Genomic DNA, 20,958 nt, shown 5'->3' on the forward strand with positions numbered 1-20,958 from the left:
GTTCCTGTACAGCGGCTCGGCCTTGATCCGGTCGTTGGCGTCGGTGCTGGAGGTCACCCAGACCAGTCGGTCGACGTCCAGCACGTTCAGCTTCTCGGCGCTGAGTTCGGCGGCGTTCCAGCCCGGCTTGGCCAGCTTGTCGATCTCGGGCTTGAGCTTGAAGCCCAGCTCGGAGAAGAAGATGGACTTGGGGTCGGTCTTCGTGAACGCGGAGTACTTCCCCGCCTCGAAGCTGTCTGCCACGGCGAGGGTCTTCGTGGCGAACTCGGGGTGCTCGTCCCGGACCTTCCTGAAGTCGGCGTCGATGCCGGTGATGAGCTTCTCGGCCTGGGCCTTCCTGCCGAGCGATGTGCCGATCTGCCGGGTCATCACCTGCCACGACGCCCCGTAGTCGGGCTGGCCCTTGGGCTGGGCGACGACCTTGGTGAACTTGGAGAGGGTGTCGTACTGCTCCTTCTTCATCCCCGAGTACTGGGCGATGACCAGGTCAGGCTTGAGCGCCGCGATCTTCTCCATGTTGTACTCGTCGCGCTCTCCGACGATGTCCGGCCGGTCGGAGCCCCACTTGTCCTTGGTCCACGGCCACTTGCCGTACGGCTTCTCCTTGAACCAGTCCACCGCGCCCACGGGCTTGACACCCAGGGCGAGGACCGCGTCCTGGTCGGAGAGGCCCAGCGTGACGATCCGCTTGGGCTCCGCCTCGATCGTCGTGCTGCCGTACTTGTGCTGGACCGTCACCGGGAAGGCGCCGGACTTCCCGCCGGCCTCGGCCGAGGCACTGGACCCGGCCTTGTCCTCGCCGCCCCCACAGGCGGCCAGAGCGACGGCGGCGACGACCGCGACGGCCACTCGGGGAGCGAATCTGACGAACCGCGTCAGCGCGGGGCGTGTACCAGTGGACACGGATGTTCCTTTCAAGGGGTTCTCTCACTGCGCGTGCCGAGCCCGCCGCGTACAGCCGTACGAGCGGCGGGCAGGGCTGGTGTGTGGGGGGCGGGCCGATGGCGGACCGGGAAGGGGGATCAGGGCGTGGCGACGCCGTCGGCGAGGGGGCGGGGCTCGTCCGAGGTGTTCTTCAGGCCGCGCTCGACGATCGAGTCGAGGATCTCGCCGACCCTGATCGCGGTGTTGGAGAGCAGCGAGGAGGTGATGCCGTGGGTGTGCTCGGTGCCGCCCTGGAGGTAGATGCCGCAGCGCAGTTCCTCGTCCGTCGCGATGCGGTAGTCGCGCTCGACCCGGACACGGCCCTCCTCGTCGCGCCGGCAGTGGCCGGCGACCTCGCCGAGCAGCCCGAGCGGTTCGACGGGGCTGTACCCGGTGGCGAGGACCACGACATCGGCCTCGAGCGTGCTCTCCTCGCCGGTGACCAGGGAGGTGACGGTGGCGTGGACCTTGTCCGCTGTCTCCTCGACGCCGGTCAGCCGGGAGATGTTGACGAAACGCAGCCGCTCGGTGCCGAGCACCTTCTCCTGGTACGCCTGGCGGTACAGGTCGTCGATCAGGTCGATGTCCACCACGGAGTAGTTGGTGTTGCCGTGGTAGCCCATCAGCTTGCGCTTGACGTCGTCCGGAGCGGTGAAGTACTCGTCCACCGCCTCCGGGTCGAAGATCCGGTTGGCGAAGCTGCTGTCGTCGGCGGGGCTGTAGCCGTAGCGGGAGAAGACCGCGCAGACCTCGGCCTGCGGGAAGCGGCGGTGGAGATAGGCGACGTTCTCGGCGGCGCTCTGTCCGGCGCCGACCACGACGAACCGGGTGGGGTCGGTGCCCTCCAGGGAGTCGACCTTGGCCAGCAGGTCGGAGTTGTGCCAGACCCGGTCGGTGCGCTCGATGCCCTCCGGCATCAGCGGGCGCAGTCCGGTACCGACGACGAGGTTACGGGCACGGTGGACGACCGTCTCGGTGCCCGACCGCGCAGTCACGTCGACGTACTCCACCACTCCGTCCCGCAGGACGGGCTCGACGGAGATCACCTCGTGGCCGTAGGAGACCATGTCGTCGACCTTCGCCGCGGCCCACTCGAAGTAGTCGTGGAACTCGACTCGCAGCGGGAAGAGGTTCTTGCCGTTGACGAAGTCGATCAGCCGGCCCCGGCTCTGCAGATAGCGCAGGAAGGTGTACTCGCTGGACGGGTCCCGCAGCGTCACCAGGTCCTTGAGGAACGACACCTGCATCGTCGCGTCGTCGATGAGCATGCCGCGGTGCCAGCCGAAGGACGGCTGACGCTCGAAGAAGTGAGCCGTGACCGCCTCCTGCCTGCCGACTCGCGCGTTGTGCTCACTGAGCGCGATTGCCATGGCCACATTGGACGGGCCGAAGCCGATTCCTATGAGGTCGTGGATCAGAGGTGCGTCGCCAGGATCAACCTGTGACATGTCACTCCCATCGTGCGGGACAGCCGCCTGTCAGGCGTGGACGAAAAGAACGGGACGCGGGCACACCGGAAGCGGCAGCCAGCTGAACTTAGGTAAAGCTAACCTGACTTTAACGGCCCTGTCGACCAGACAAACCGGACGAATCATCAGGCTGCCCACCTAACGCACCTGAAATCAGGGCGCGTTGCGTCATTAGGTAAGGCTTGCTTTACTTGGGCCTCGATCAGTCGCTCACCTGAGGAGGAACCCATGCGGGTCGCCATGTTCGGTTACCAGACCTGGGGCCACCGCACCCTGCAAGCCCTCCTGGACTCCGAGCACGACGTGGTGACAGTCGTGACGCACCCCAAGAGCGAGCACGCGTACGAGAAGATCTGGAGCGACTCGGTCGCTGACCTGGCCGAGGAGCACGGCGTCCCGGTGATCATCCGCAACCGGCCCGACGACGAGGAACTGTTCCGGCTGCTCCAGGAAGCCGCCCCGGACATCATCGTCGCCAACAACTGGCGCACCTGGATCCCGCCGCGGATCTACAACCTGCCCCCGCACGGCACGCTGAACGTCCATGACTCGCTGCTCCCAAAGTACGCCGGCTTCTCGCCGCTGATCTGGGCGCTCATCAACGGTGAGAGCGAAGTCGGTGTCACGGCCCACATGATGGACGAGGTGCTCGACGCCGGCGACATCGTGGACCAGCGCGCGGTGAAGGTGGAGCCGGGCGACACGTCCGTGGACCTGTTCCACAAGACCGTCGAGCTGATCGCCCCGGTCACCGTCGGCGCACTGGACCAGATCGCCTCCGGCCGGACCGAGTTCACCCGGCAGGACCGCTCGCAGGCGACGTTCTTCCACAAGCGCGCCGAGGAGGACATCCGCATCAACTGGGACTGGTCCGCCGAGGTGTTGGAGCGCCTGGTGCGCGCCCAGACCTCGCCGTACCCGAACGCCTTCACCTTCCACCGCGGAAAGCGGCTGGAGGTGGTCTCCGCCGTCGTGTCCGAGGGCCGCTACGGCGGGACGCCCGGCCGGATCTTCTACCGCGAGGGCGAGGGGGTGGCCGTCGTCGCCGGCGCCGACGCGCGCACGGGCCTCAACCACGGCCTCGCCATCACCCGGGTGAGGACCGAGGACGGCCGTGAGCTGCCCGCGACCGAGTACTTCACCACCATGGGCGGATACCTCACCAGCCGCCCCTGAGCACGGTGAAGGCCCCGGCCGACGAGGGGTCGGCCAGCTCCCCGGCCTACCCGACGTACCCGGCGTACCCGAAGGGATGGTTCGGGCAGCGAAGCGCGCGAGCGGCACCTGCTCGGGACAGAGCCCCAACGGTCAGGAGTTGACGCATTCCCGGCCGGGGCCGCGCGCCGGCAGGAAGCACAGGTGCAGGCCGGTGCGGTCGGGTCCACCGATCATCAGGGTGAAGCGGTAGGCGTCCGTGTCCGATGTGCTCATGATGACCACGCGACGCGGGCGCGAACCAGGTGTCGAGATCTCGACGGCGTCGCCCGTCTCCGCGTGCCAGATCCTGCCCCAGGCGGCGGCGCACACCGGGCTGTACCGGATCTCCATACGCGCGCCGCTCGCGGTACGGCGCTGTGGGACGAGGGAGGTCGCCCGGCCGGGCAGTCCGCAGAACATCTGCGCGGGGTCCTTCCCGTCGCAGGCCCTGCCCTGGCATCCGGGTTCGGGATCGAGCACGGGAGATGCCGGGCTCGCCGGCGGATCCGTGCCCCGGCCGCGCACGGCCGACGCCGTCAGCAGCGCGGCCGTCGCCACGGCGGCCGCGCCCACCGCGACGGTGAACAGCCACTGCCGACGGACCCGCCCGGGGCCGGCCGGGCCGCTCCCCGGAGCACCCGCATCGGCCGGAGCACCTGCGTCGACCGGGGCGGGCGCAGGTGCGGGCCGGGCCGCGGGCAGGGTCCGCCGGGCGCGGCCGCTCCATTCGGCGTCCGCCAGCTCCCACAGCGCGAGCAGCCGCCCGGCAGGCTCTCCGGCCATCGTGCACAGCCCGTCGACGGCCTGACGGGGCACGGGACTCTTGCCGTTGAGATAGCGCTCCCAGGAGGACTTGCTGTACGCCGTGCGCTCGGCCAGCACCGCCAGGCTCAGTCCCGTGCGGGCCCTCATGTCACGGAGCCCTTCGGCCAGTGCCACGCATTCGGGTGCGGGGCCGGTCACCTGCGGAGCTCCTGCCAGGTGTGGGGGCCCGCGACGCCGTCCGCCGGCAGCCCGGCCTTCTTCTGCAGGCGCATCACGGCCGCGATGGTCTGCTGCCCGTAGACCCCGTCGACGGTGCCCGGGTTCAGTCGGCGATGGCTCAGCAGGCATTGCGCCTCCACCACGTCCCACCCCGGACCGGCGAGAACGGCAGTGCGGGTGGTGCTGTAACCGGCGTACAGACCTCCACCTGCCTCGTCGGCCTCACGGACCTTGCAGGGGTAGGACTTTCCTGGCTGGAAGACGTACCGGCCCGGCCCCTGGGCGGCACCGGCCGGAGAACTGCTCGGCACGGGGCCGGCCGCCACGGACTTCATCCGGGCAACCGTCCCGTCGTCCTCGCCCCAGGGCGCGGCGATCAGCATGCCGGCGCCCATCCCCACGAGGGCGACGGTCACCACGGCGGCCAGAGCGACGGACTTGCGCACTGTCCACGGCTGTGCGGCTCCCACCGCCGGGGACCGTGCCTCAGCGTCTGCGGGTCCCTCAGCCGGCTCCGCGCCGGCCTCGGCCGCACGGATGGGCCCGGTTACTTCCTGACCTGGTGCTTCCTGTCGGCCCGCGTCCTTCGCACCGGCCGCCGGAGGCGGGGTGACCGGCTGCTGCCACGCCTCCTCGGCCACTTCGTGCAGCACCAGAAGCCGGATCGGGTCCGCTCCCGCGGCACGCGCCAGTTCCTCCACCGCGCGCCGCGGCGGCAGGGCCTGACCGTTGAGGTAGCGATCCCATGAAGAGCGGCTGTAACCGGTCTTGGCCGCGAGCGAGACCAGGCTCAACCCGCTCCGGTCTTTCAGCCTCCGTAACTGCACCACGAGTTGCCGGACTCTCTGGTCCTGAGAATCGGGCAATGCCTTCCAACGCGGCATGACTCCCCCATTTGCCTACAACAGTCCTCGACGTTCTCTCCCCCGTGCCCCGTCGGTACACCTCGCGGGGCACGGGCCGGCCGCCGCAACCGACGCTTTCGGCCACGCGCGACCGGGGCTCGCGTCCCGCCGCCACTTCATCCCACGCGGCGTCTTCGCAGGTCACGGCGGACCGCGTCTCGCCATGACACCATCCGGCCGGCGGGCCTCGCGGCGGCGGCGGGAAGGCGAGCAGTGTTGGTGCCACAAGCCGGGCGGTGCGGTCCACCCCGCGTCGCCCCTCGACCCCACGGGGAAGGACACCCGGACATGAACGTACGCAAGCGGCTCACGGTGGCCGGTCTGACGACCGTCCTGAGTATCAGCGGCCTCGGGCTCGCACTCGCACCGTCGGCCTCCGCCGAGGGCGCCTGCACCGGCTGGCGCACCATCCAGGTCAACCACAACGCGGCCGGGCTCAAGTACCGGGAGTGCGACCGTTACAGCGGCTCCAACACGCAGACCAAGGCGCAGCTGTACCTCTGGGACAACAAGAGCGACGGCAAGGTCGCCCAGGCGTACACCGCGACGGGCTCGAACCTGAACGGCTCCTGGCACCAGAGCTGGTACCGCTACTACAGCTGGGGCAACGAGAAGCGCCACAGCCCGCTGGTCGACACGGGCTGGCACAAGGGCCACGACGTGCACGTACTCCTCAAGGCCGCGAGGAGCTGACCGTACGGCACCTCACGCCCACCTCCGTGGTGTCACCGCACCCGGCGGTGACACCACGGAATCACCCACTGCCACCGGCGGGACTCTCGCCGGGCCGGCAGCCGGCGCGACCGGTTCACGGCCATGCCGACTCGCTCATCGTCCGTGGACTCACAGGGCCGGCTGCAGCCCTTCGAAGCGCACCGTCCAGCGCCGGTCTGCCGGAAAGCCCGGCGCGTGCCGGTCCGGTGCGCCGTCCCAGCCGGCTGCCATGAACGCGATGGCGTACAGCAGCGCGCCGTTGCTCGGGAAGTACGGGAACGGCCCGCCGGTTGCCAGGCCGGCGTCGTCGAACTGGAAACCGTCGGCCGGGTGGAGCAGGAAGTCCACTGCGTCGTCGGGGCGTCCGAGCCGCGCGGCGCACATGGCGAGCATCGGGAAGTCCCATCCCCAGGTCCGGTCGAACTGCCAGCCGGTGAAGACCTTCTCTGCGGTGCGGGCCATCGTGGGGACGTCGACGCCGTCGCCGGGCAGCCAGCCGTACGCGCCGATCAGGGCCGGGTGCTCGTAGTTCCACTGTGTCCACATGTCCTGGACGCCTTCGTGCAGGATGTACGTGCCGTCCTGCACCGGCAGCGGAGCGAGCCCGTCGTGGACACGCTGCCACGCCGGATCACTGTGCAGGCCGAGCCGTTCACGCCACTGCTGTGCGACCCGCAGGCCGAAGCGCCAGTAGGCGAGCTCGAACGCCGGGTTCTGCGTGGTCTTCGGGTCGGTGTTCTCCGAGACGATGTGCAGGGGCGGGCCGAGGATGTAGCGGCGCGTGTCCTTGTCCCAGAAGGCCCAGGAGGAGAGGAAGTCGGCGGTGTCGAAGACGATGTCGCGCCACTTGTGCAGCGTGCTCTCGTCGGGATGCGCCCGGTAGTCCATCTCGGCCAGGAAGATCGGATGCGGCTGTTGCCACATCAGCAGGGCGTGGATGACGTGCGGTGACTCACGCCCGTCGGCCGTCGTGCACTTCGGCCAGCGCGCTCCCCGGAAGCCCTGGGACTGTGCTCGGTCGCGCGCCGACCGGTGGAAGCGTTCATAGACGTCCAGGCTGCGGTCGAGCATCGGCCATCGGTTCCACTGCGCCCAGTGCGCACCGTGCCACCAGTACATCTCCATGTGGAACTTGCCGTTCCAGCCGTTGTTGACGAGCCCGGACTCCTGCGGCGGCTGCGAGCCCGCCTCGTTCGCGCGCAGGAGGTACTGGGAGAGCACGACACGCCGCTCCAGTTCCTTCCAGCGCGGGTCGGTGCTCGCGGAGAGGTCGATCGCTCCGCCGGAGAGCCAGTACTGCCGCCAGGACCGCGTGCTCGCCGCGAAGGTCGCCCTCGACGTCGGCACATGGCCGGACGGCGTGGGCGTGAACGTGCAGGTGAACCGCAGCCGATCGGCGTGGCGGTCGCCGGCGAGCCGGTAGCGATGCCGGTTGGCCGCTGCTCCGATCGACAGGTTCTGGTCGTCGGGGACGACGATGTCGTGGTCCTGGCCCGCGTACGTGTAGCCGAGCTCCAGGCGCTTGGCCAGGCCGGGCGCCGGGTCGCCGAGGTTCAGGTGGTTGACGAGGAGAATGAGTGAATCGTCCGCGACCAGTTGCGCGAGCTTGCCGGTGACATCGGCCCAGTGACCGTCGGCTCCGTACCGCGCGGTGCGGATGACGAGTTCTCCGGCGTCGGCGTCCGGACCGGTGAACACCCCGTGGCCTTCCCAGGCGAGCGCGGCGTGGTACTCGGTGGAGTCCATGCGGTGGGTGATGTCGGCGTGGTTGTGCCCTCGGGTCGAGGCCGTCGTCCTGTGGGCGTCGGGGGCACCGTAGGTGCCGACATACGCCGCGAACTCCTGCTCATCGGCGTAGGGGAAGTCGAGAAACACCGCCAACCGCTCCGCAGCGACGAGCGGCGAGTCGATTTCCACCGCGACCGTGTCGTGATCGGGGTGGCAGCAGGTGCGGACGTGCACCGGTTCACCGGCGATCTCGAACCGGCTGTCGACGACGCCGGTCCACAGGTCGAGTTCCTGATGGATTCCCGTGATGTCGCCGGCGCCGGCGGCGCGGCCGTCGGGCATGGCCAGTTCGAGACCGATGCGTCCGAGGTTGATGCGAGCCGGGTTGGCGTAGAGCCACGACGACAGCTCGGGCTGGTCCGGATTCGGGATCGGGTAGTCGACGGGACGGCCGTGCGTGTCCCAGGTCTGGCCGCGGAAGTCCGACGGCTCCTGGCCGGGCGGCAGCGGGAAGCTGTGCCACCCCCAGTCGGACATGGTGTTGAAGGGGACGAACGTCTGCAGCCCGGTGACGTCGACACCGAACGCGAACCCGCCGTTGCCGACCTGCAGCGGGCTCTGCGTGTCGAGTTTTCCGCGCACGACTCGATGGCGTGCCACGACGGACTGCCGGTCGATCGGACGTACGGACGTCGCATCGGCCGGTGTGGGGGCAGCGGCCGCGGGCTCGGAAGTGACACCGACCACCGCTGCGGCCGCCGAGCCGGACAGGAACGTTCTGCGCGTGACCATGCGGTGCTCCCTGAAACTCGGCAGGAGACTGGTCGGTCAGTCAGCTGACCAGTGCTCATCGTGCTCGTTCACCGGCATCGAACGCTGGACAGCTCACCGAGATGACGAGGCGCCCGTTGATTCGATTCAACCGTGCGACAGGCTAAGCCGGTTGCCTCGATTCAGGCAATGCGCAGGAAGCAAGTGATCCGAGCCACCCCTCGACGTACAACCTCACCCGGACACACCTGACGCCATTAAACGTTTCAATCAGTTTCCGGCCTCCGGCCACGTCCGGACGCGACGCCGGACGGCCCCCAGGCCTTCATGGACCGCGGGCGTTGCACCGATTCCGGTGCGGCCTGTTTACAGGCTTCGTTCCGACCGGTAAGCAGGCACCAGCACTGTGCGAAGTCGTCCGGTGCTGTTGATAGTTGGTCGGTTCCGATACGGAGGACTGAATGAGACGACGAAACCTGCGCGCCGGCCCCATGGCGCTGATGGCCGCGACAGTCAGCGCCGCACTTGCCCTGGGTTCGGCCGGCCAGGCGAGCGCATTGTCTGACAACGTTGTCGCCTCGCATTCCGGTTCTGCGGCCACGTCATGGACGGTGCAGCGCGGTGGGCCCACCGCAGTCGTCACCCTCGACCGGACCGACGGCTCGCTCGACTTCTCCGTCCGGCGGAACGGACGGACGGTCCTGGAACCCGCACCCGTCGGCGTGGTCACCGGTCAGGCGGATCTGACCTCGGGACTTCACCTGCTGCACCGTGCCGACCGGGCGGTCAACGAGAAGTACACGACGACCGTCGGCAAGCAGCTCCGGCGGTCCGTCCACATGAACGAGTCGCGGTTCGCCTTCGAAGGGGAGAACGGCGCACGCCTCGATCTGGTGGTCCGGGCCGCCGACGACGGCGTGGCCTACCGCTATGTGCTGCCCGGCAAGAACGGCGTGACCATCGAGCACGAGGCCTCCGCCTTCCAGCCCCCGGCCTCCTCGCCGGCCTGGCTCAGCACCTACGCCGCCCCTCACGAACAGCCTTACGACCGGACCACCGCGGCCTCCGCGGGCAGCGGCGAGTACGGCTACCCGGCGCTCTTCCAGGTGGGCGACCAGAACGTCGTACTGGCCGAGTCGGACCTGGACGGCCGGTACTCCGGCAGCCGTCTGGTACACGAACAGGGCTCCGGACGCTACGCGTTGGCGCTGGCCGACAAGGAGGTCCACTCGGACGGGCCGCTCACCACCCCGTGGCGCACCGCCGTCATCGGCGATCTCGCGTCCGTCACCGAGTCCACTCTCATCGACGACCTGGCACCGCCGTCCCGGATCCGCGACACCTCCTGGATCAAGCCCGGGAAAGTCGCCTGGTCATGGTTGGCCGGGTTCAACGAGGCTCAGCGCAGCCTGGAGACGCAGGAGAAGTTCGTGGACTACGCGGCGGCGCACGGGTGGCAGTACGCCCTCGTCGACGACGGCTGGAAGACCACGGACTGGATGCCGCAGCTCATGGACTACGCGAAACGACGCGGAGTGAAGATCCTGCTGTGGATGGCCTGGACGGATCTCGACACCGCCGCCGAGCGTGACGCGCAGCTGGACAAGGTCAAGAAGTGGGGCGCCGCCGGCCTCAAGATCGACTTCATGGACTCCGACACCCGTGAGCGTTATCAGTGGTACGACGCGATACTCAAGGCCACGGCCGAGCGCGAACTCGTCGTCGACTTCCACGGCTCCACCATCCCGAACGGCATCCAGCGCACCTGGCCGCAGGTGATGTCGATGGAGGCGGTGCACGGCGCCGAGCAGGGCGACGTCCGGGCCGACAACATCGCGACACTCCCGTTCACCCGTAACGTCGTCGGGTCGATGGACTTCACCCCGATGGGTTTCCAGTTCGGTGAGCACAACACATCCGAAGCGGCTGAACTGGCCCTGTCCGTCATCTTCGAGTCGGGTCTGCAGAACTTCGCGGGCAGCATCGAGGAGTACCGTGCCCGCCCCGAACTGGCCCGCTTCCTGGAGCAGGTGCCGACGGTCTGGGACGAGACGAAGCTGCTGAAGGGCAGCGCGCCCGGCCGGAGCGCCGGCTTCGCACGGCGCAGCGGCGCCCGATGGTTCCTGGGCGAGATGGCCGCGGGTGCGGCTCGTACCCACCGAGTGCCACTGGACTTCCTGAGCGGCGGGAAGTGGCGCGTCGACGTGGTCCGCGACGGCTCGGACGGCCTGGTCCGGGAGAGCCGGCTGCTCACCCGCCACGACACCCTGGAGGTACCGGGGGTGGAGAACGGCGGATTCACCGCGATCGCCTGCCGTGCCGTGCCCGGCCGGGCCAGTTGCGACGAGCCCGTACGCCGTGTCCCTTCGGGCACGCTGACCGTGGACCCGCGGCAGACCTCGGCGGATCCGGGCACGGAGGTGAAGCTCGACGGCAGCTTCACGGTCGACGAGTCCGGTCCGGTCAAGGATGTCACGCTCACCGCGAAGGCCCCGGAGGGCTGGGGCATAGAGGGACCGGGGGCGACCACAGCCGAGCTGGCGACCGGTCAGCCGCTGAGCGCGGACTGGCGGATCACCGTGCCGGAGCAGCCCGCCTACGGCTGGACGGACATACCGGTGACCGTCACCTACCGGGACCCGGCCGAGGGCGCGACGGCCCCGAAACTGAGTCTGCACAGGCAGGCCCGGGTCTTCGTGTCGCCGCCCGGCATCGACTACGTCAGCGATCTCCCCTTCTCGGCGGAGAGCAACGGCTGGGGCCCGGTCGAGCGGGACACGTCCAACGGCGAGTCGGCCAAGGGCGACGGGGGCCCGCTGCGTATCGGCGACCGGACGTACGACAAGGGGCTCGGCACGCACGCGCCCTCCGAGGTGACGGTCGACCTGGGGGGTGCCTATGACCGTTTCGAAGCCGACGCCGGCATCGACGAGGAGAAGCCGGACAAGGGTTCCGCGGTCTTCGAAGTCATCGGCGACGGGAAGGTACTGGGCACGAGCGGGGTCATGGGCCCGAACGACGCCGCCCATGCCTTCGACATCGACGTCACCGGCGTGCAGCGGCTGACCCTGCGCGTGACGGACGGCGGCGACGGCAACGACTCCGACCACGCGGACTGGGCCGACGCACAACTGCACGTCGCCGCCGGCACCGACCGCCGATAGCCGGTCGGGCCCGGGACACGTCGTTGCCGTGAGCCGCGGGAACGCCCCACGACTCACGGCAGCGGCGCTGAGAGGTGGCACGGAGCCGCGTCGGCGAAACGGCGGGTGATCCAGGTGGGAGCGGTGATGGCGGTGCCCACCACCACGCTGAATGCCCCGGCACGGAAGGCAGCAGACACGTCGTCCGGGGTCCGCAGCCTCCCTTCGGCGATCACCGGTACGGAGAGCCGGCTCGAGAGCGCCGTGATCAGACCGAAGTCCGGCTCCGGACCCGGCGGGCTGTCAGGTGTGTAGCCGGACAGGGTCGTGGAAACCAGGTCGGAACCTGCCTCGGATGCTGCGATGCCCTCCTCGAACGTGGAGACATCAGCCATGACCAGCACGCCCCGCGCGTGCAGGGCGACGATTATGTCCCCGAGTGTCTCTCCGTCCGGCCGTGGCCTCGCCGTCCCGTCGACGGCGACGATGTCCGCACCGGCCTCCGCGACGGCCACGGCGTGACCGACTGTCGGAGTGATGTAGACACCGTCGTCGCCGTCCTTCCAAAGACCGATCAGCGGAAGGGCTGTCGAGGACGCGATGGCCCGCACATCGGCGGTGCCGTTGGCACGGATGGCGACGGCTCCGCCGAGCTCCGCGGCGTGCGCCATCGCCGTCATGTGAACGGGACCATGCAGGGGACTACCGGGCGCGGCCTGGCAGGAGACAATGAGTCCTCCCTCCAGTGCGGCCGGCTCAGCGCCCAGCGGCCTTTCGGACCGGCTGCGGGGGTGGTCGATAGACATGGAGAGGCTTCCTGTCGATGAGGCGGTCATGGCACTTCGAGCGGGAGCAGCGCCGCCCCGGCCACAGCGGCGAGCGGGCCCGCTGAAGCGGGGAGCAGGGGGACGGAATCGACTCCCGGCAGGAGTTCGGACCGGAAGGCCGTTTCGAGTGCGTCGCGGTACAGGTCGCCACAGGCCATTACGCCCCCTCCCACGACGACGGCATCGGGGTCCAGGAGATTCACCAGACCGCCCAGCGTGCGGCCGAGGACGGTGGCTCCTTCGCGCAGTACGTTCTCGGCCAGTGAGTCACCGGAGACGGCGAGCGCGGTGACAGCCGGCAGGTCCGTGGCGGTGGGGTCGCCGCGCAGACTCCGGAAGCGCGCGGTCATCGACGGACCGGCCGCAGCCGCTTCAAGGTGGCCCAGCCGTCCGCAACTGCAGCGTCTGTCGTCCGCCCCCACGGCGGGCAGGTGACCGAGCTCTCCCGCCGTGTGATGGGCTCCACGGACGAGCCGACCGCTGAGGATGAGCGCCCCGGCGACGCCCGTGCCCACTGCGGCGAACAGCACGTCGTCCAACCCTCGCGCGGCGCCGAACCTGCTCTCGCCGAGCCCCAGGGCATTGCCGTCGTTGTCGGCGGCGACCGCTACGCCGTCCAGCCGTTTCGACAAGCCCGCCCCCACGGCTGTGCCCGCCCAGCCACGCAGCAGGTCGGTGGCCGAGACGACCATTCCCGTAGCGCTGTCGATCACCCCTCCTGTGCTGACGCCGACGGCAGCGGGCAGTGTCCTGCCCGCCTTGTGAAGGACGCTGCGTGCCGCTTCGGCCATCGTGTCCAGAACCGCGTCGGGTCCAGCCTGGGCCGGGGTGGGGAGGGACACCGAGTGGTGAAGGATGCCGGTCGGGCCGACGACGGCCGCCGCCGTCTTCGTACCGCCGACATCGATGCCCAGGCCCCACCAGTCGGGGGGCAGCGGGGCCTCTGTCATGACTGGCTCCTGCGTACGTTCAGTCGGACGTTGTACCGGTCGGCCCGGTAGATGCTGGTGGTGGCTTCCTGCGGCCGGTCCCGGTCGTCGAAGCTGGTGCGCTGGACGAGGAAGGCAGGCGAACCGGTGGGCACGCCCAGCAGGACGGCGCTTCGGTCGTCGAGGGCAATGGCGGTCCATACCTGTTCGGCACGCACCAGGCGCAGCCCGTAGTCATTCTCCAGCAGGACGTAGAGCGAACCGCCGAGGTCGCGGCGCAGCAGGTCGGGCACGCGCTCGGCCACGAGCTGTACGGTCTCCAGGCACATGGGGCGCTCGTCCGCGGACCGTACCCGCACCAGACGGACAACCGGATCGGTGGGCGTGATCTGCAGTTCCTCCGCGATCTGCCGCCCGGCGGGCGCCTCGTCGGCGGCCAGGAGACGGGTACCCGGTACGAGTCCTCGGGCCCGCATGTCCTCGGTGAAGGAGGTCAGCCGATGGGACTTGGAGATGGTCGGGGCCGCGACGAACGTACCCGCGCCGTGCACCCGGTAGACGATTCCGTCGTCCGCGAGGGCGTCGAGCGCTTGGCGCACGGTTGAGCGGGAGACCTGGTAGCGCGAGACCAGTTCTCGTTCGGTGGGCAGAGCGGTGTGCGGTTTCATCAGCTCGATCTCGCCGCGCAGCCGGGCGCGCAGTTGCTCGTGCTTGGGTCTGCGGTCCGCGTCGTGCGGTCCGTCCCCGTCCGTGAGGACTTCCTCTGTGGTCACGACCACGTCCTTTCCAGCTCGTACGTCATCCCTTGACACCGGTGAGTGCGATACCCCTGACAAAGGTCTTCTGCGCGAAGAAGAACAGCACCACCACGGGCAGCGCCGCGACGAGGGACGCCGCCATGGTCAGGTTCCATTCCACCTGATACGTCGACCGGAACTGGGCCAGTCCGACGGACAGGGTCCAGTTCCGGTCGTCGTTGCCCACGTAGAGCAGGGGCCCCATGAAGTCGTTCCAGCAGAAGGTGAACTGGAAGACGGCTACGGCCGCTATGGCAGGGCGTACCAGGGGGAGAACGACACTGAACAAGGTCCTCAGTTCACCGCAGCCATCTATCTTGGCCGCCTCCAGGCACTCCTGCGGGATCGTCAGGAAGAACTGGCGCAGCAGGAAGATGGAGAAGGCGTGGCCGAAGAACAGAGGGACGATCAGCGGAGCCAGGCTGCCGACCATGTCCATGCTTGCCCACATCGAGTACAGCGGCACCAAAGTGACCTGGGCGGGGAGCATCATGACGGACACCGTCATCAGGAACCACAGGTTCCGTCCACGCCAGCGCATCTTCGCCATGGCGTAGGCGGCAGGCACGCTGGAGATGATCGTTCCGATGGTGGCCAATGCCGCGTAGAGGAGCGTGTTGCCCGCGTAGCGGACCAGCGGTATGCGCGTGAAGACGTCCGAGAAGTTGTGCCACTGGAACGTGGAGGGCCAGAGATTGGGCGACAGCGTCTGCTCGTTCGACATCAGGGCCGTCAGCCCGATCATGACGAACGGCATGAGGACGATGACGACGAGGGCGATCAGCAGGGATCGCTCGGCCACCACAGTCAGAAACCGGTGCCTGCGGGCCAGACGCCGCTCGCGGCGCGACGGGGGCCGCACGGGTGAGGTGGCGGAAGCGGGTGGGGAGGACAGGACGGTCATCAGCTCACTCCGGACAGATCCGACGACCAGCGGTTCGCCCGCCGGAGTATGACGAAGGCGACGACGAACGACACCGCGAACAACAGCAGCGCCAGAGCGGACGCGTAGCCCATGTTGAAGTAGCGGAAGCCCTGCTTGTACAGCAGCACAGGGAAGAAGAGCGTCGAGTCGTTCGGGGAGCCGAGGGACTCCGCGCCGGTTGTGGCGCCTCCGGACAGCGACGTGGCCACCACGTATGCCTGGGTGAAGTACTGCAGTGCGTCGATGGCCGCGGTCACGGCCGCGAAGGCGAGCACGGGGCGGATGGACGGCAGGGTGACGTGCCACAGTTTGCCCAGCCGGCCCGCGCCGTCGAGTTCGGCGGCCTCGTAGAGCTGCTGGGGGACATCGAGCACCGCCGCAAGGAAGATCACCATAAGGTTGCCGACCATCCAGCTGTCCAGCATCAGCAGGGACGGCTTCGCCCAGTCGGGGTCGTTGAACCAGAGCGGCCCGTCCAGACCGATCATGTCCAGCAAGGTGTTGACAGGACCGGACGCCGGGTTGAGCAGGACTACGAAGGCCAGTGCGGCGGCGACCAGCGGCATCAGGTGCGGCAGATAGAACACGGTGCGGACGATGCCGGCGCCGCGTCGTACCCGGGAGACCAGCATGGCGATGCCGAATGCGAGGAGCAGCTTGACGGGTACGCCGATCAGCAACATCCAGGCGCTGTTGCGCAGGCCGGTGAGCAGGGCGTCGTCACGGAAGAGGAAGAGCCAGTTGTCGAGACCGACGAAGCGGGCCGACGAGATCAGGTCGTAGCGGGTGAAAGAGAGGTAGACGTTGGCGAGCAGTGGATAGACGAAGAAGACGGTGAATCCGATGGCCCAGGGCGTCATGAAGGCAACCGCCGCCCAGTTGACCCGTCTGCGCGGCCTGGTTCGGGTGGCGGGGGCCGTAGACGTCGTCATCGTTGTCACTTCTCCTTCCCGATGGTGATCTGGTCGATGAACTCGTCGATCTTTGCCGCCTGTTCGGACAGCCCTTGCTGGGCGTCGGAGACGGCACCGGCTTCCCACTCCTGCAGGAAGGAGGCCATGGTGTCCTGGTAACTCACGCCGGCCGGCGTGTTGGGCGGTACCTTGCTGTGCGCGTTGGCCGCCATGTCGAGGAACGGTTTGAAGTGGGGAATGGCCGCCAGTTCGGGCGACTTCACGGCTGCTTGCGTGGTGGGCACGTTGTGCAGGCCCTTGGCGAGTGCGGTCTGCGCGCCGGTGTCGGTGGCCAGCCACTTGACCAGCTGCCAGGCCGCCTCCGGGTGGGTGCTGCGGTTGGTGATTCCCGCAAGGTGCACGGTCCAGGCACCCGCGCCGTAGCTGTCCGGCCGGTCATCCGGGGCGGGGAACGGCGCGGTCCCGTAGTCGAGGTCGGGTGCCTCGTCCTGGACGAAGGCCGTGCGGAACTCGCCGTCGAGCATCATGGCCAGCTGCCCGGTCTGGAAGGCGTTCGAGGTGCTGTACTGGGCGCCGGCCCCGGCAGTGAAGGCACGGAGGTTGTCGTAGCCATACCAGTCGATCAGCTTTTTGCGCCATTGGAGCAGGCGCTTCCAGTCCGGGTCGCTCGCCACTGTGGACTTCCCGTCCTTGTCGAACCATTCGGCGCCCCACAGCTGGCCCTCGTAGCTCGGACGGTTGGCGTAGAAGAGTGTGAGCGGCGCGTACCCTGCCCGCTCTATCTTCTTGCCGCTTCGGACGGTGAGTTTGCGTGCGTAGGAATCGAGTTCGCTCATCGTCCGCGGCGGGCCGTCGAGGCCGGCCTCGGCCAGCAGCTTCTTGTTGTAGTAGAGGCCGTACATGTCGCCGAGGACGGGAAGCGCGCAGCGGGTGTCGTCGGCGGTGCTGGCTCCCCAGGCGGCCGGTACGAAGGTCTTGGCGTCGATCCCGTCCCGTTCGATGTAGTGCGCGAGGTCGCGCCAGCCGCCGCTCGGGCAGTAGACACCTGCCAGGTCGCTTTGCGGCGCCCACTGCACGTCGGGGGCCGGACCGCCACGCAGGGCGGCAACCATCCGGTCGTTGTCCTGCGATCCGACGCTCTTGACGGTGATCCAGGGGTGTTCCCGCTCGAAGTCATCGATGACGTCATCGAAGACGCCGAGTTCGCGGCCGTTGTAGGCACTCCAGACAGTGATCGTGACCGGCTCCCTGCCCGGCTGGTCGAGGGGAACGTCGGATGTGGCGACCCCGCACCCGGTGGACGTCAGGCAGACGGCCACGGCGTAGGCCAGCAGATGGCGCAGTCTCCGCATCGCCATCTCAGGTCCCCTCGGGCGCGGCCACGGTGAAGTCGACCTCGAAGGTGCGCTTCCACGGCAGGGTCACCGTGTTCGGGGTGAGCCTCCATCCCTCGAAGCCCTGGAACTGAGCGGGGGCCGTGGCCAGCCGTTTCGCGATCCACTCGCGTACCGGTTCCACCAGGTCGTCCGACAGAGTGCTGTGGCGGACCTGGTCGGTGAAGGTCGCGAGCGCACGTCCTCGGATTCCGGCCATGTAGGCGCAGTCCTCGACAAGACGGTGCAGCAGCAGGCCGCGGTGCGCGGTGTGGTCGACGGTGCCGGCCCGCAGGGCCGCCGTGTACACCGTGGCTTGGGCGATTACGCTGCCCATGGTGTTGCCGGCGGTGTTCCAGCCGGCGTATCCCGCGAGCGAGGTCAAGGGCAGCTGTTCGGCCAAGGCGGCCACCAGTGCCGGGTCCGAGCCGTTGGGGTAGGCGCAGTCGGCGACCGCCACCGGCACCCCGCGCCGTGCATGGCGCAGGACCTCTTCGACCGTGGCCCGCACCTCCGGGTCGTCGCCACTGCGGACGACGGGATGGCGGTGCGCCCAGTCTCCTCCTGCCGGGTCCGGCGGGTGGATCACGACGACCAGATCCGCCTCCTCGGCGGTGGCCACCGTGGAGCCTGTGCCGTGCACATGCCCCTTTGCTCCCTGAGCGATCGGGATGTTCTCGTACGGTGCCACGCGTTCCGCTCCCCCAGGAACCGCGCAGACGGGTGCGACGCGCAGCGCGACGCCGAGGCCGGCCAGGACAGCACGGGCAGTCAGGACCGCGCCGACCTCGTCTGCGCCCGGATGCATGAGAACGCTGCCGGACACGTCAGCCAAGGCGCGGTGCCACTGCCCCAGCCACTGCTGTTCCAGACTTCCCGCTGAGCGTTCCGCAGTGTCGTCAGCGGTGATCAGCAACGTGTCGAGAACCCGGTCCGCAGCCAGGGAGACCGCCGCGAGATTGGCCGTGTGATTGCGCAGACGACGACGTGCGAAGTCGTCCACGGCGTCCGCGGGCAGTCGCTTGCGGAACTCGTCCGGGGTTTTCTCGGGTGCGTGCGGCTCGCTGCGGAACTCGCGGTCCAGAGAGGCTCCGTACTGATGGAGGTCCACCCCGATGCGCTCCCAGTACTCGGGCTCCTCGTCGTTGTTGTACGAGTTGGGGGCTCTGGTCACAAGGGAGACCGCATGTATCGCGCAGGCCGGTGCGGCTGCCCGAACCCGGCGTAGCACCTCCCACCGGGAGAGCACCAGAGCCGTCGAATCCTGAGTGGTACGGGCGGCGATGAGGCCCCCGTACCCGAGCATGTCCAACGCGATGACCAGGGCCTGCGTCTGCTCCGCTCCGGTCACACACTCCTCGAGCCACCGGGCCAGGACTTCGGTGTCCCCCGGCTCCCGCTTGCGGCTGAGCGCCGCCACGGGCGGAAGCACGGTCTCGAAACCGGCGATCGCGGCGACCTGCTGTGGGAGACGGGCGTTGACCGGGCGTTCATCAAGCGGCATCAAACCGATGCGCACAACAGCCTCCAAGGGCCGAAGAAGAAGTACACGGCGATTTTGGTCCGATCCAATCACCGGGTCAAGAGGATAAAACGCGCTAATTCGCGCACAGTTGGGCCGAGTGGTCCGAACCACTGGGTCAAGGCGTGGAATGCCCCTGGCAGGCGACCGGCTTGCACCGCAGTGCACCGCCCAGCGATCCAGACGCCTCCACCAAGCACCTTCACCGGACGCCGCAGTCCTCACCGGTCTCGACCCGGCCAAGCGGGTGCCCGGCGGTGTCCATGCGGCCGTCGGGGCCCCTGCCGTCACGAACGGCGGGACCGTTCCCGGACCGGGCAGCGCAATAGTTCTTGGATGACCTGGCCGGTCTCGTCATCCCGCCGGGCCGCGAAGCGGGGTGTACTACCACGAGAACAGCAAGCCCATGCTCGGCTCGCTCCAGGTGCGTGGCCCCGCGTTCAGCGACCGAGTCGTGACAGAGACCCGCGTCCTGCTCGCCCGGATCCCCAGCCCTACCCGCTGATGCTGTAACCGCGCATGCGTGAACGGCCGGCCCGGATCGACGTATGACAAGCCGCTGTACGCCGGGTCCTGTTCGGCCCGCAGGCGTATGACAAGCCTGACGGTCGCACTTCCAATGCCACTCCAGCGGTACCGGGGCCCAGCAGCCGCTCGGCACGAGCAAGCATTACAGTGCGATGCGAAGTATGTGCGCGTCTATCCGAATGGCGGAGCAACCGGCTCGGGACCCACAGCGCGCACTGGAAGGGAACGAAGCCGTGCATGGCGAGTACAAGGTCCCCGGCGGCAAGCTCGTCGTGGTGGATCTGGACGTCGAGGGCGGCGCCCTGCGCAACGTGCGGGTCGCCGGGGACTTCTTCCTGGAACCGGACGAGGCGATCCAGGCGATCGACGCGGCGCTGGAAGGGGCCCCGGCCAACACCGGCACCGCGGACCTCACCGCCCGGATCGACGCAGCGCTCCCCCCGGCGACCGTGATGTTCGGCCTCACCTCCGAGGGTGTCGCCGTCGCCGTGCGCCGGGCGCTGGCGCACGCCACCGAGTGGAGCGACTACGACTGGCAGCTCATCCACGAGCAGCCGCAGTCCCCCGCCCTGCACATGGCCCTCGACGAGGTCATCACCGCGCAGGTCGCGGCCGGCCGGCGGCCGCCGACGCTCCGGGTCTGGGAGTGGGCCTCGCCCGCCGTCATCATCGGCAGCTTCCAGTCCCTGCGCAACGAGGTCGATGCCGAGGCCGCCGCACGCCTCGGGGTGAGCGTCGTCCGACGTGTCTCGGGCGGCGGGGCGATGTTCGTGGAGCCGGGCAACACCATCACGTACTCCCTGTCCGTCCCCGACTCCCTCGTCTCCGGACTCTCCTTCGCCGACAGCTACGCCTACCTGGACGACTGGGTGCTCGAAGCCCTCGGCGACATGGGCATCAAGGCCTGGTATCAGCCGCTCAACGACATCGCGACCGATATCGGGAAGATCGCCGGGGCGGCACAGAAGCGTGTCGTGGGACCCGACGGCGGACCGGGCGCGGTGCTCCACCACGTGACGATGTCCTACGACATCGACGCGGACAAGATGCTCGACGTCCTGCGGATCGGCCGGGAGAAGCTGTCCGACAAGGGGACCAGGAGCGCCAAGAAGCGGGTCGACCCGCTCCGCCGGCAGACAGGTCTCCCCCGGCAGGCCGTCATCGACAACATGATCGAGTCGTTCCGCACCCGCCACGGACTCACCGTCGGCCAGGTGACCCAGGAGGAGCAGGACCGCGCCGAGGAGCTCGTCCGCACCAAGTTCGGCACGGCGGAGTGGACCGCCCGGGTTCCGTAGGACCGGCCGT

The 20,958-nt window shown here is 68.8% G+C and carries 16 protein-coding genes; 4 read left to right on the forward strand and 12 right to left on the reverse strand.

Features of this window, described 5'->3' with window-relative positions; all coding sequences use genetic code 11:
* Both ACFVW8_RS14745 and ACFVW8_RS14750 read right to left on the reverse strand, forming a co-directional pair.
* The coding region (locus ACFVW8_RS14745) for an iron-siderophore ABC transporter substrate-binding protein (protein ID WP_389689776.1) at positions 1–903 on the reverse strand (903 nt) is incomplete at its 3' end.
* 119 nt (positions 904–1,022) lie between these two features.
* On the reverse strand, positions 1,023–2,372 hold the full coding sequence (locus ACFVW8_RS14750; protein ID WP_389689778.1) for a lysine N(6)-hydroxylase/L-ornithine N(5)-oxygenase family protein: 1,350 nt from the start codon (positions 2,370–2,372) through the stop codon (positions 1,023–1,025).
* A gap of 249 nt (positions 2,373–2,621) precedes the next feature.
* On the opposite strand from ACFVW8_RS14750, the gene ACFVW8_RS14755 reads away from it, so the two are divergent.
* Positions 2,622–3,569: a methionyl-tRNA formyltransferase gene (locus ACFVW8_RS14755; protein WP_389689779.1), complete on the forward strand. Its 948-nt coding sequence runs from the start codon at positions 2,622–2,624 to the stop codon at positions 3,567–3,569.
* Between the two features lie 132 nt (positions 3,570–3,701).
* Here the strand turns inward: ACFVW8_RS14755 and ACFVW8_RS14760 are convergent, their stop codons facing one another.
* Together ACFVW8_RS14760 and ACFVW8_RS14765 are read right to left on the reverse strand one after the other, a co-directional pair.
* Positions 3,702–4,553: a helix-turn-helix domain-containing protein gene (locus ACFVW8_RS14760; RefSeq protein ID WP_389689781.1), complete on the reverse strand. Its 852-nt coding sequence runs from the start codon at positions 4,551–4,553 to the stop codon at positions 3,702–3,704.
* Entirely contained in the window at positions 4,550–5,458 is a 909-nt protein-coding gene (locus ACFVW8_RS14765) for a helix-turn-helix domain-containing protein (RefSeq protein WP_389689783.1), read from the reverse strand. The genes ACFVW8_RS14760 and ACFVW8_RS14765 overlap by 4 nt, the downstream gene beginning before the upstream one ends.
* Before the next feature lie 309 nt (positions 5,459–5,767).
* Here ACFVW8_RS14765 and ACFVW8_RS14770 point away from each other — a divergent pair, with 309 nt between their 5' ends.
* On the forward strand, positions 5,768–6,172 hold the full coding sequence (locus ACFVW8_RS14770; protein WP_389689785.1) for a hypothetical protein: 405 nt from the start codon (positions 5,768–5,770) through the stop codon (positions 6,170–6,172).
* Between the two features lie 150 nt (positions 6,173–6,322).
* Here ACFVW8_RS14770 and ACFVW8_RS14775 read toward each other — a convergent pair whose 3' ends face one another.
* Positions 6,323–8,713 carry a DNAJC11 domain-containing protein gene (locus ACFVW8_RS14775; RefSeq protein ID WP_389689787.1) on the reverse strand — a complete coding sequence of 797 codons (2,391 nt, stop codon included), beginning with the start codon at positions 8,711–8,713 and terminating at the stop codon, positions 6,323–6,325.
* Between the two features lie 440 nt (positions 8,714–9,153).
* Here ACFVW8_RS14775 and ACFVW8_RS14780 point away from each other — a divergent pair, with 440 nt between their 5' ends.
* A complete protein-coding gene (locus ACFVW8_RS14780) occupies positions 9,154–11,856 on the forward strand; it encodes a glycoside hydrolase family 97 catalytic domain-containing protein (protein WP_389689789.1) in 2,703 nt (900 codons plus the stop codon).
* Positions 11,857–11,909: 53 nt separating this feature from the next.
* On the opposite strand, the gene ACFVW8_RS14785 is transcribed toward ACFVW8_RS14780, so the two are convergent.
* From ACFVW8_RS14785 to ACFVW8_RS14815, 7 genes are read right to left on the reverse strand one after another with little or no spacing between them, the layout of a single operon-like run.
* Positions 11,910–12,641: an N-acetylmannosamine-6-phosphate 2-epimerase gene (locus ACFVW8_RS14785; protein WP_389689791.1), complete on the reverse strand. Its 732-nt coding sequence runs from the start codon at positions 12,639–12,641 to the stop codon at positions 11,910–11,912.
* Between the two features lie 26 nt (positions 12,642–12,667).
* The gene (locus ACFVW8_RS14790; protein WP_389689793.1) at positions 12,668–13,612 is read right to left on the reverse strand and encodes an ROK family protein; all 945 of its coding nucleotides are present in this window, start codon (positions 13,610–13,612) and stop codon (positions 12,668–12,670) included.
* On the reverse strand, positions 13,609–14,364 hold the full coding sequence (locus ACFVW8_RS14795) for a GntR family transcriptional regulator (protein WP_389689795.1): 756 nt from the start codon (positions 14,362–14,364) through the stop codon (positions 13,609–13,611). Before ACFVW8_RS14795 ends, ACFVW8_RS14790 begins: the two co-directional genes overlap by 4 nt.
* Positions 14,365–14,389: 25 nt before the next feature.
* Positions 14,390–15,292 (reverse strand): carbohydrate ABC transporter permease, encoded by a 903-nt coding sequence (locus ACFVW8_RS14800; RefSeq protein ID WP_389689797.1) that lies wholly within the window; start codon positions 15,290–15,292, stop codon positions 14,390–14,392.
* Positions 15,292–16,245: a carbohydrate ABC transporter permease gene (locus ACFVW8_RS14805; RefSeq protein WP_389689799.1), complete on the reverse strand. Its 954-nt coding sequence runs from the start codon at positions 16,243–16,245 to the stop codon at positions 15,292–15,294. Before ACFVW8_RS14805 ends, ACFVW8_RS14800 begins: the two co-directional genes overlap by 1 nt.
* 5 nt (positions 16,246–16,250) lie before the next feature.
* Positions 16,251–17,585 (reverse strand): ABC transporter substrate-binding protein, encoded by a 1,335-nt coding sequence (locus tag ACFVW8_RS14810; protein WP_389689801.1) that lies wholly within the window; start codon positions 17,583–17,585, stop codon positions 16,251–16,253.
* A gap of 1 nt (position 17,586) precedes the next feature.
* Positions 17,587–19,104 (reverse strand): DUF4127 family protein, encoded by a 1,518-nt coding sequence (locus tag ACFVW8_RS14815; protein WP_389689803.1) that lies wholly within the window; start codon positions 19,102–19,104, stop codon positions 17,587–17,589.
* Between the two features lie 779 nt (positions 19,105–19,883).
* Here ACFVW8_RS14815 and ACFVW8_RS14820 point away from each other — a divergent pair.
* Positions 19,884–20,948: a biotin/lipoate A/B protein ligase family protein gene (locus tag ACFVW8_RS14820; protein WP_389689804.1), complete on the forward strand. Its 1,065-nt coding sequence runs from the start codon at positions 19,884–19,886 to the stop codon at positions 20,946–20,948.
* The last annotated feature ends 10 nt before the right edge of the window (positions 20,949–20,958 follow it).

Origin of the sequence: Streptomyces sp. NPDC058221, assembly GCF_042882365.1 — a bacterium.
Classification (GTDB): Bacteria; Actinomycetota; Actinomycetes; order Streptomycetales; family Streptomycetaceae; genus Streptomyces.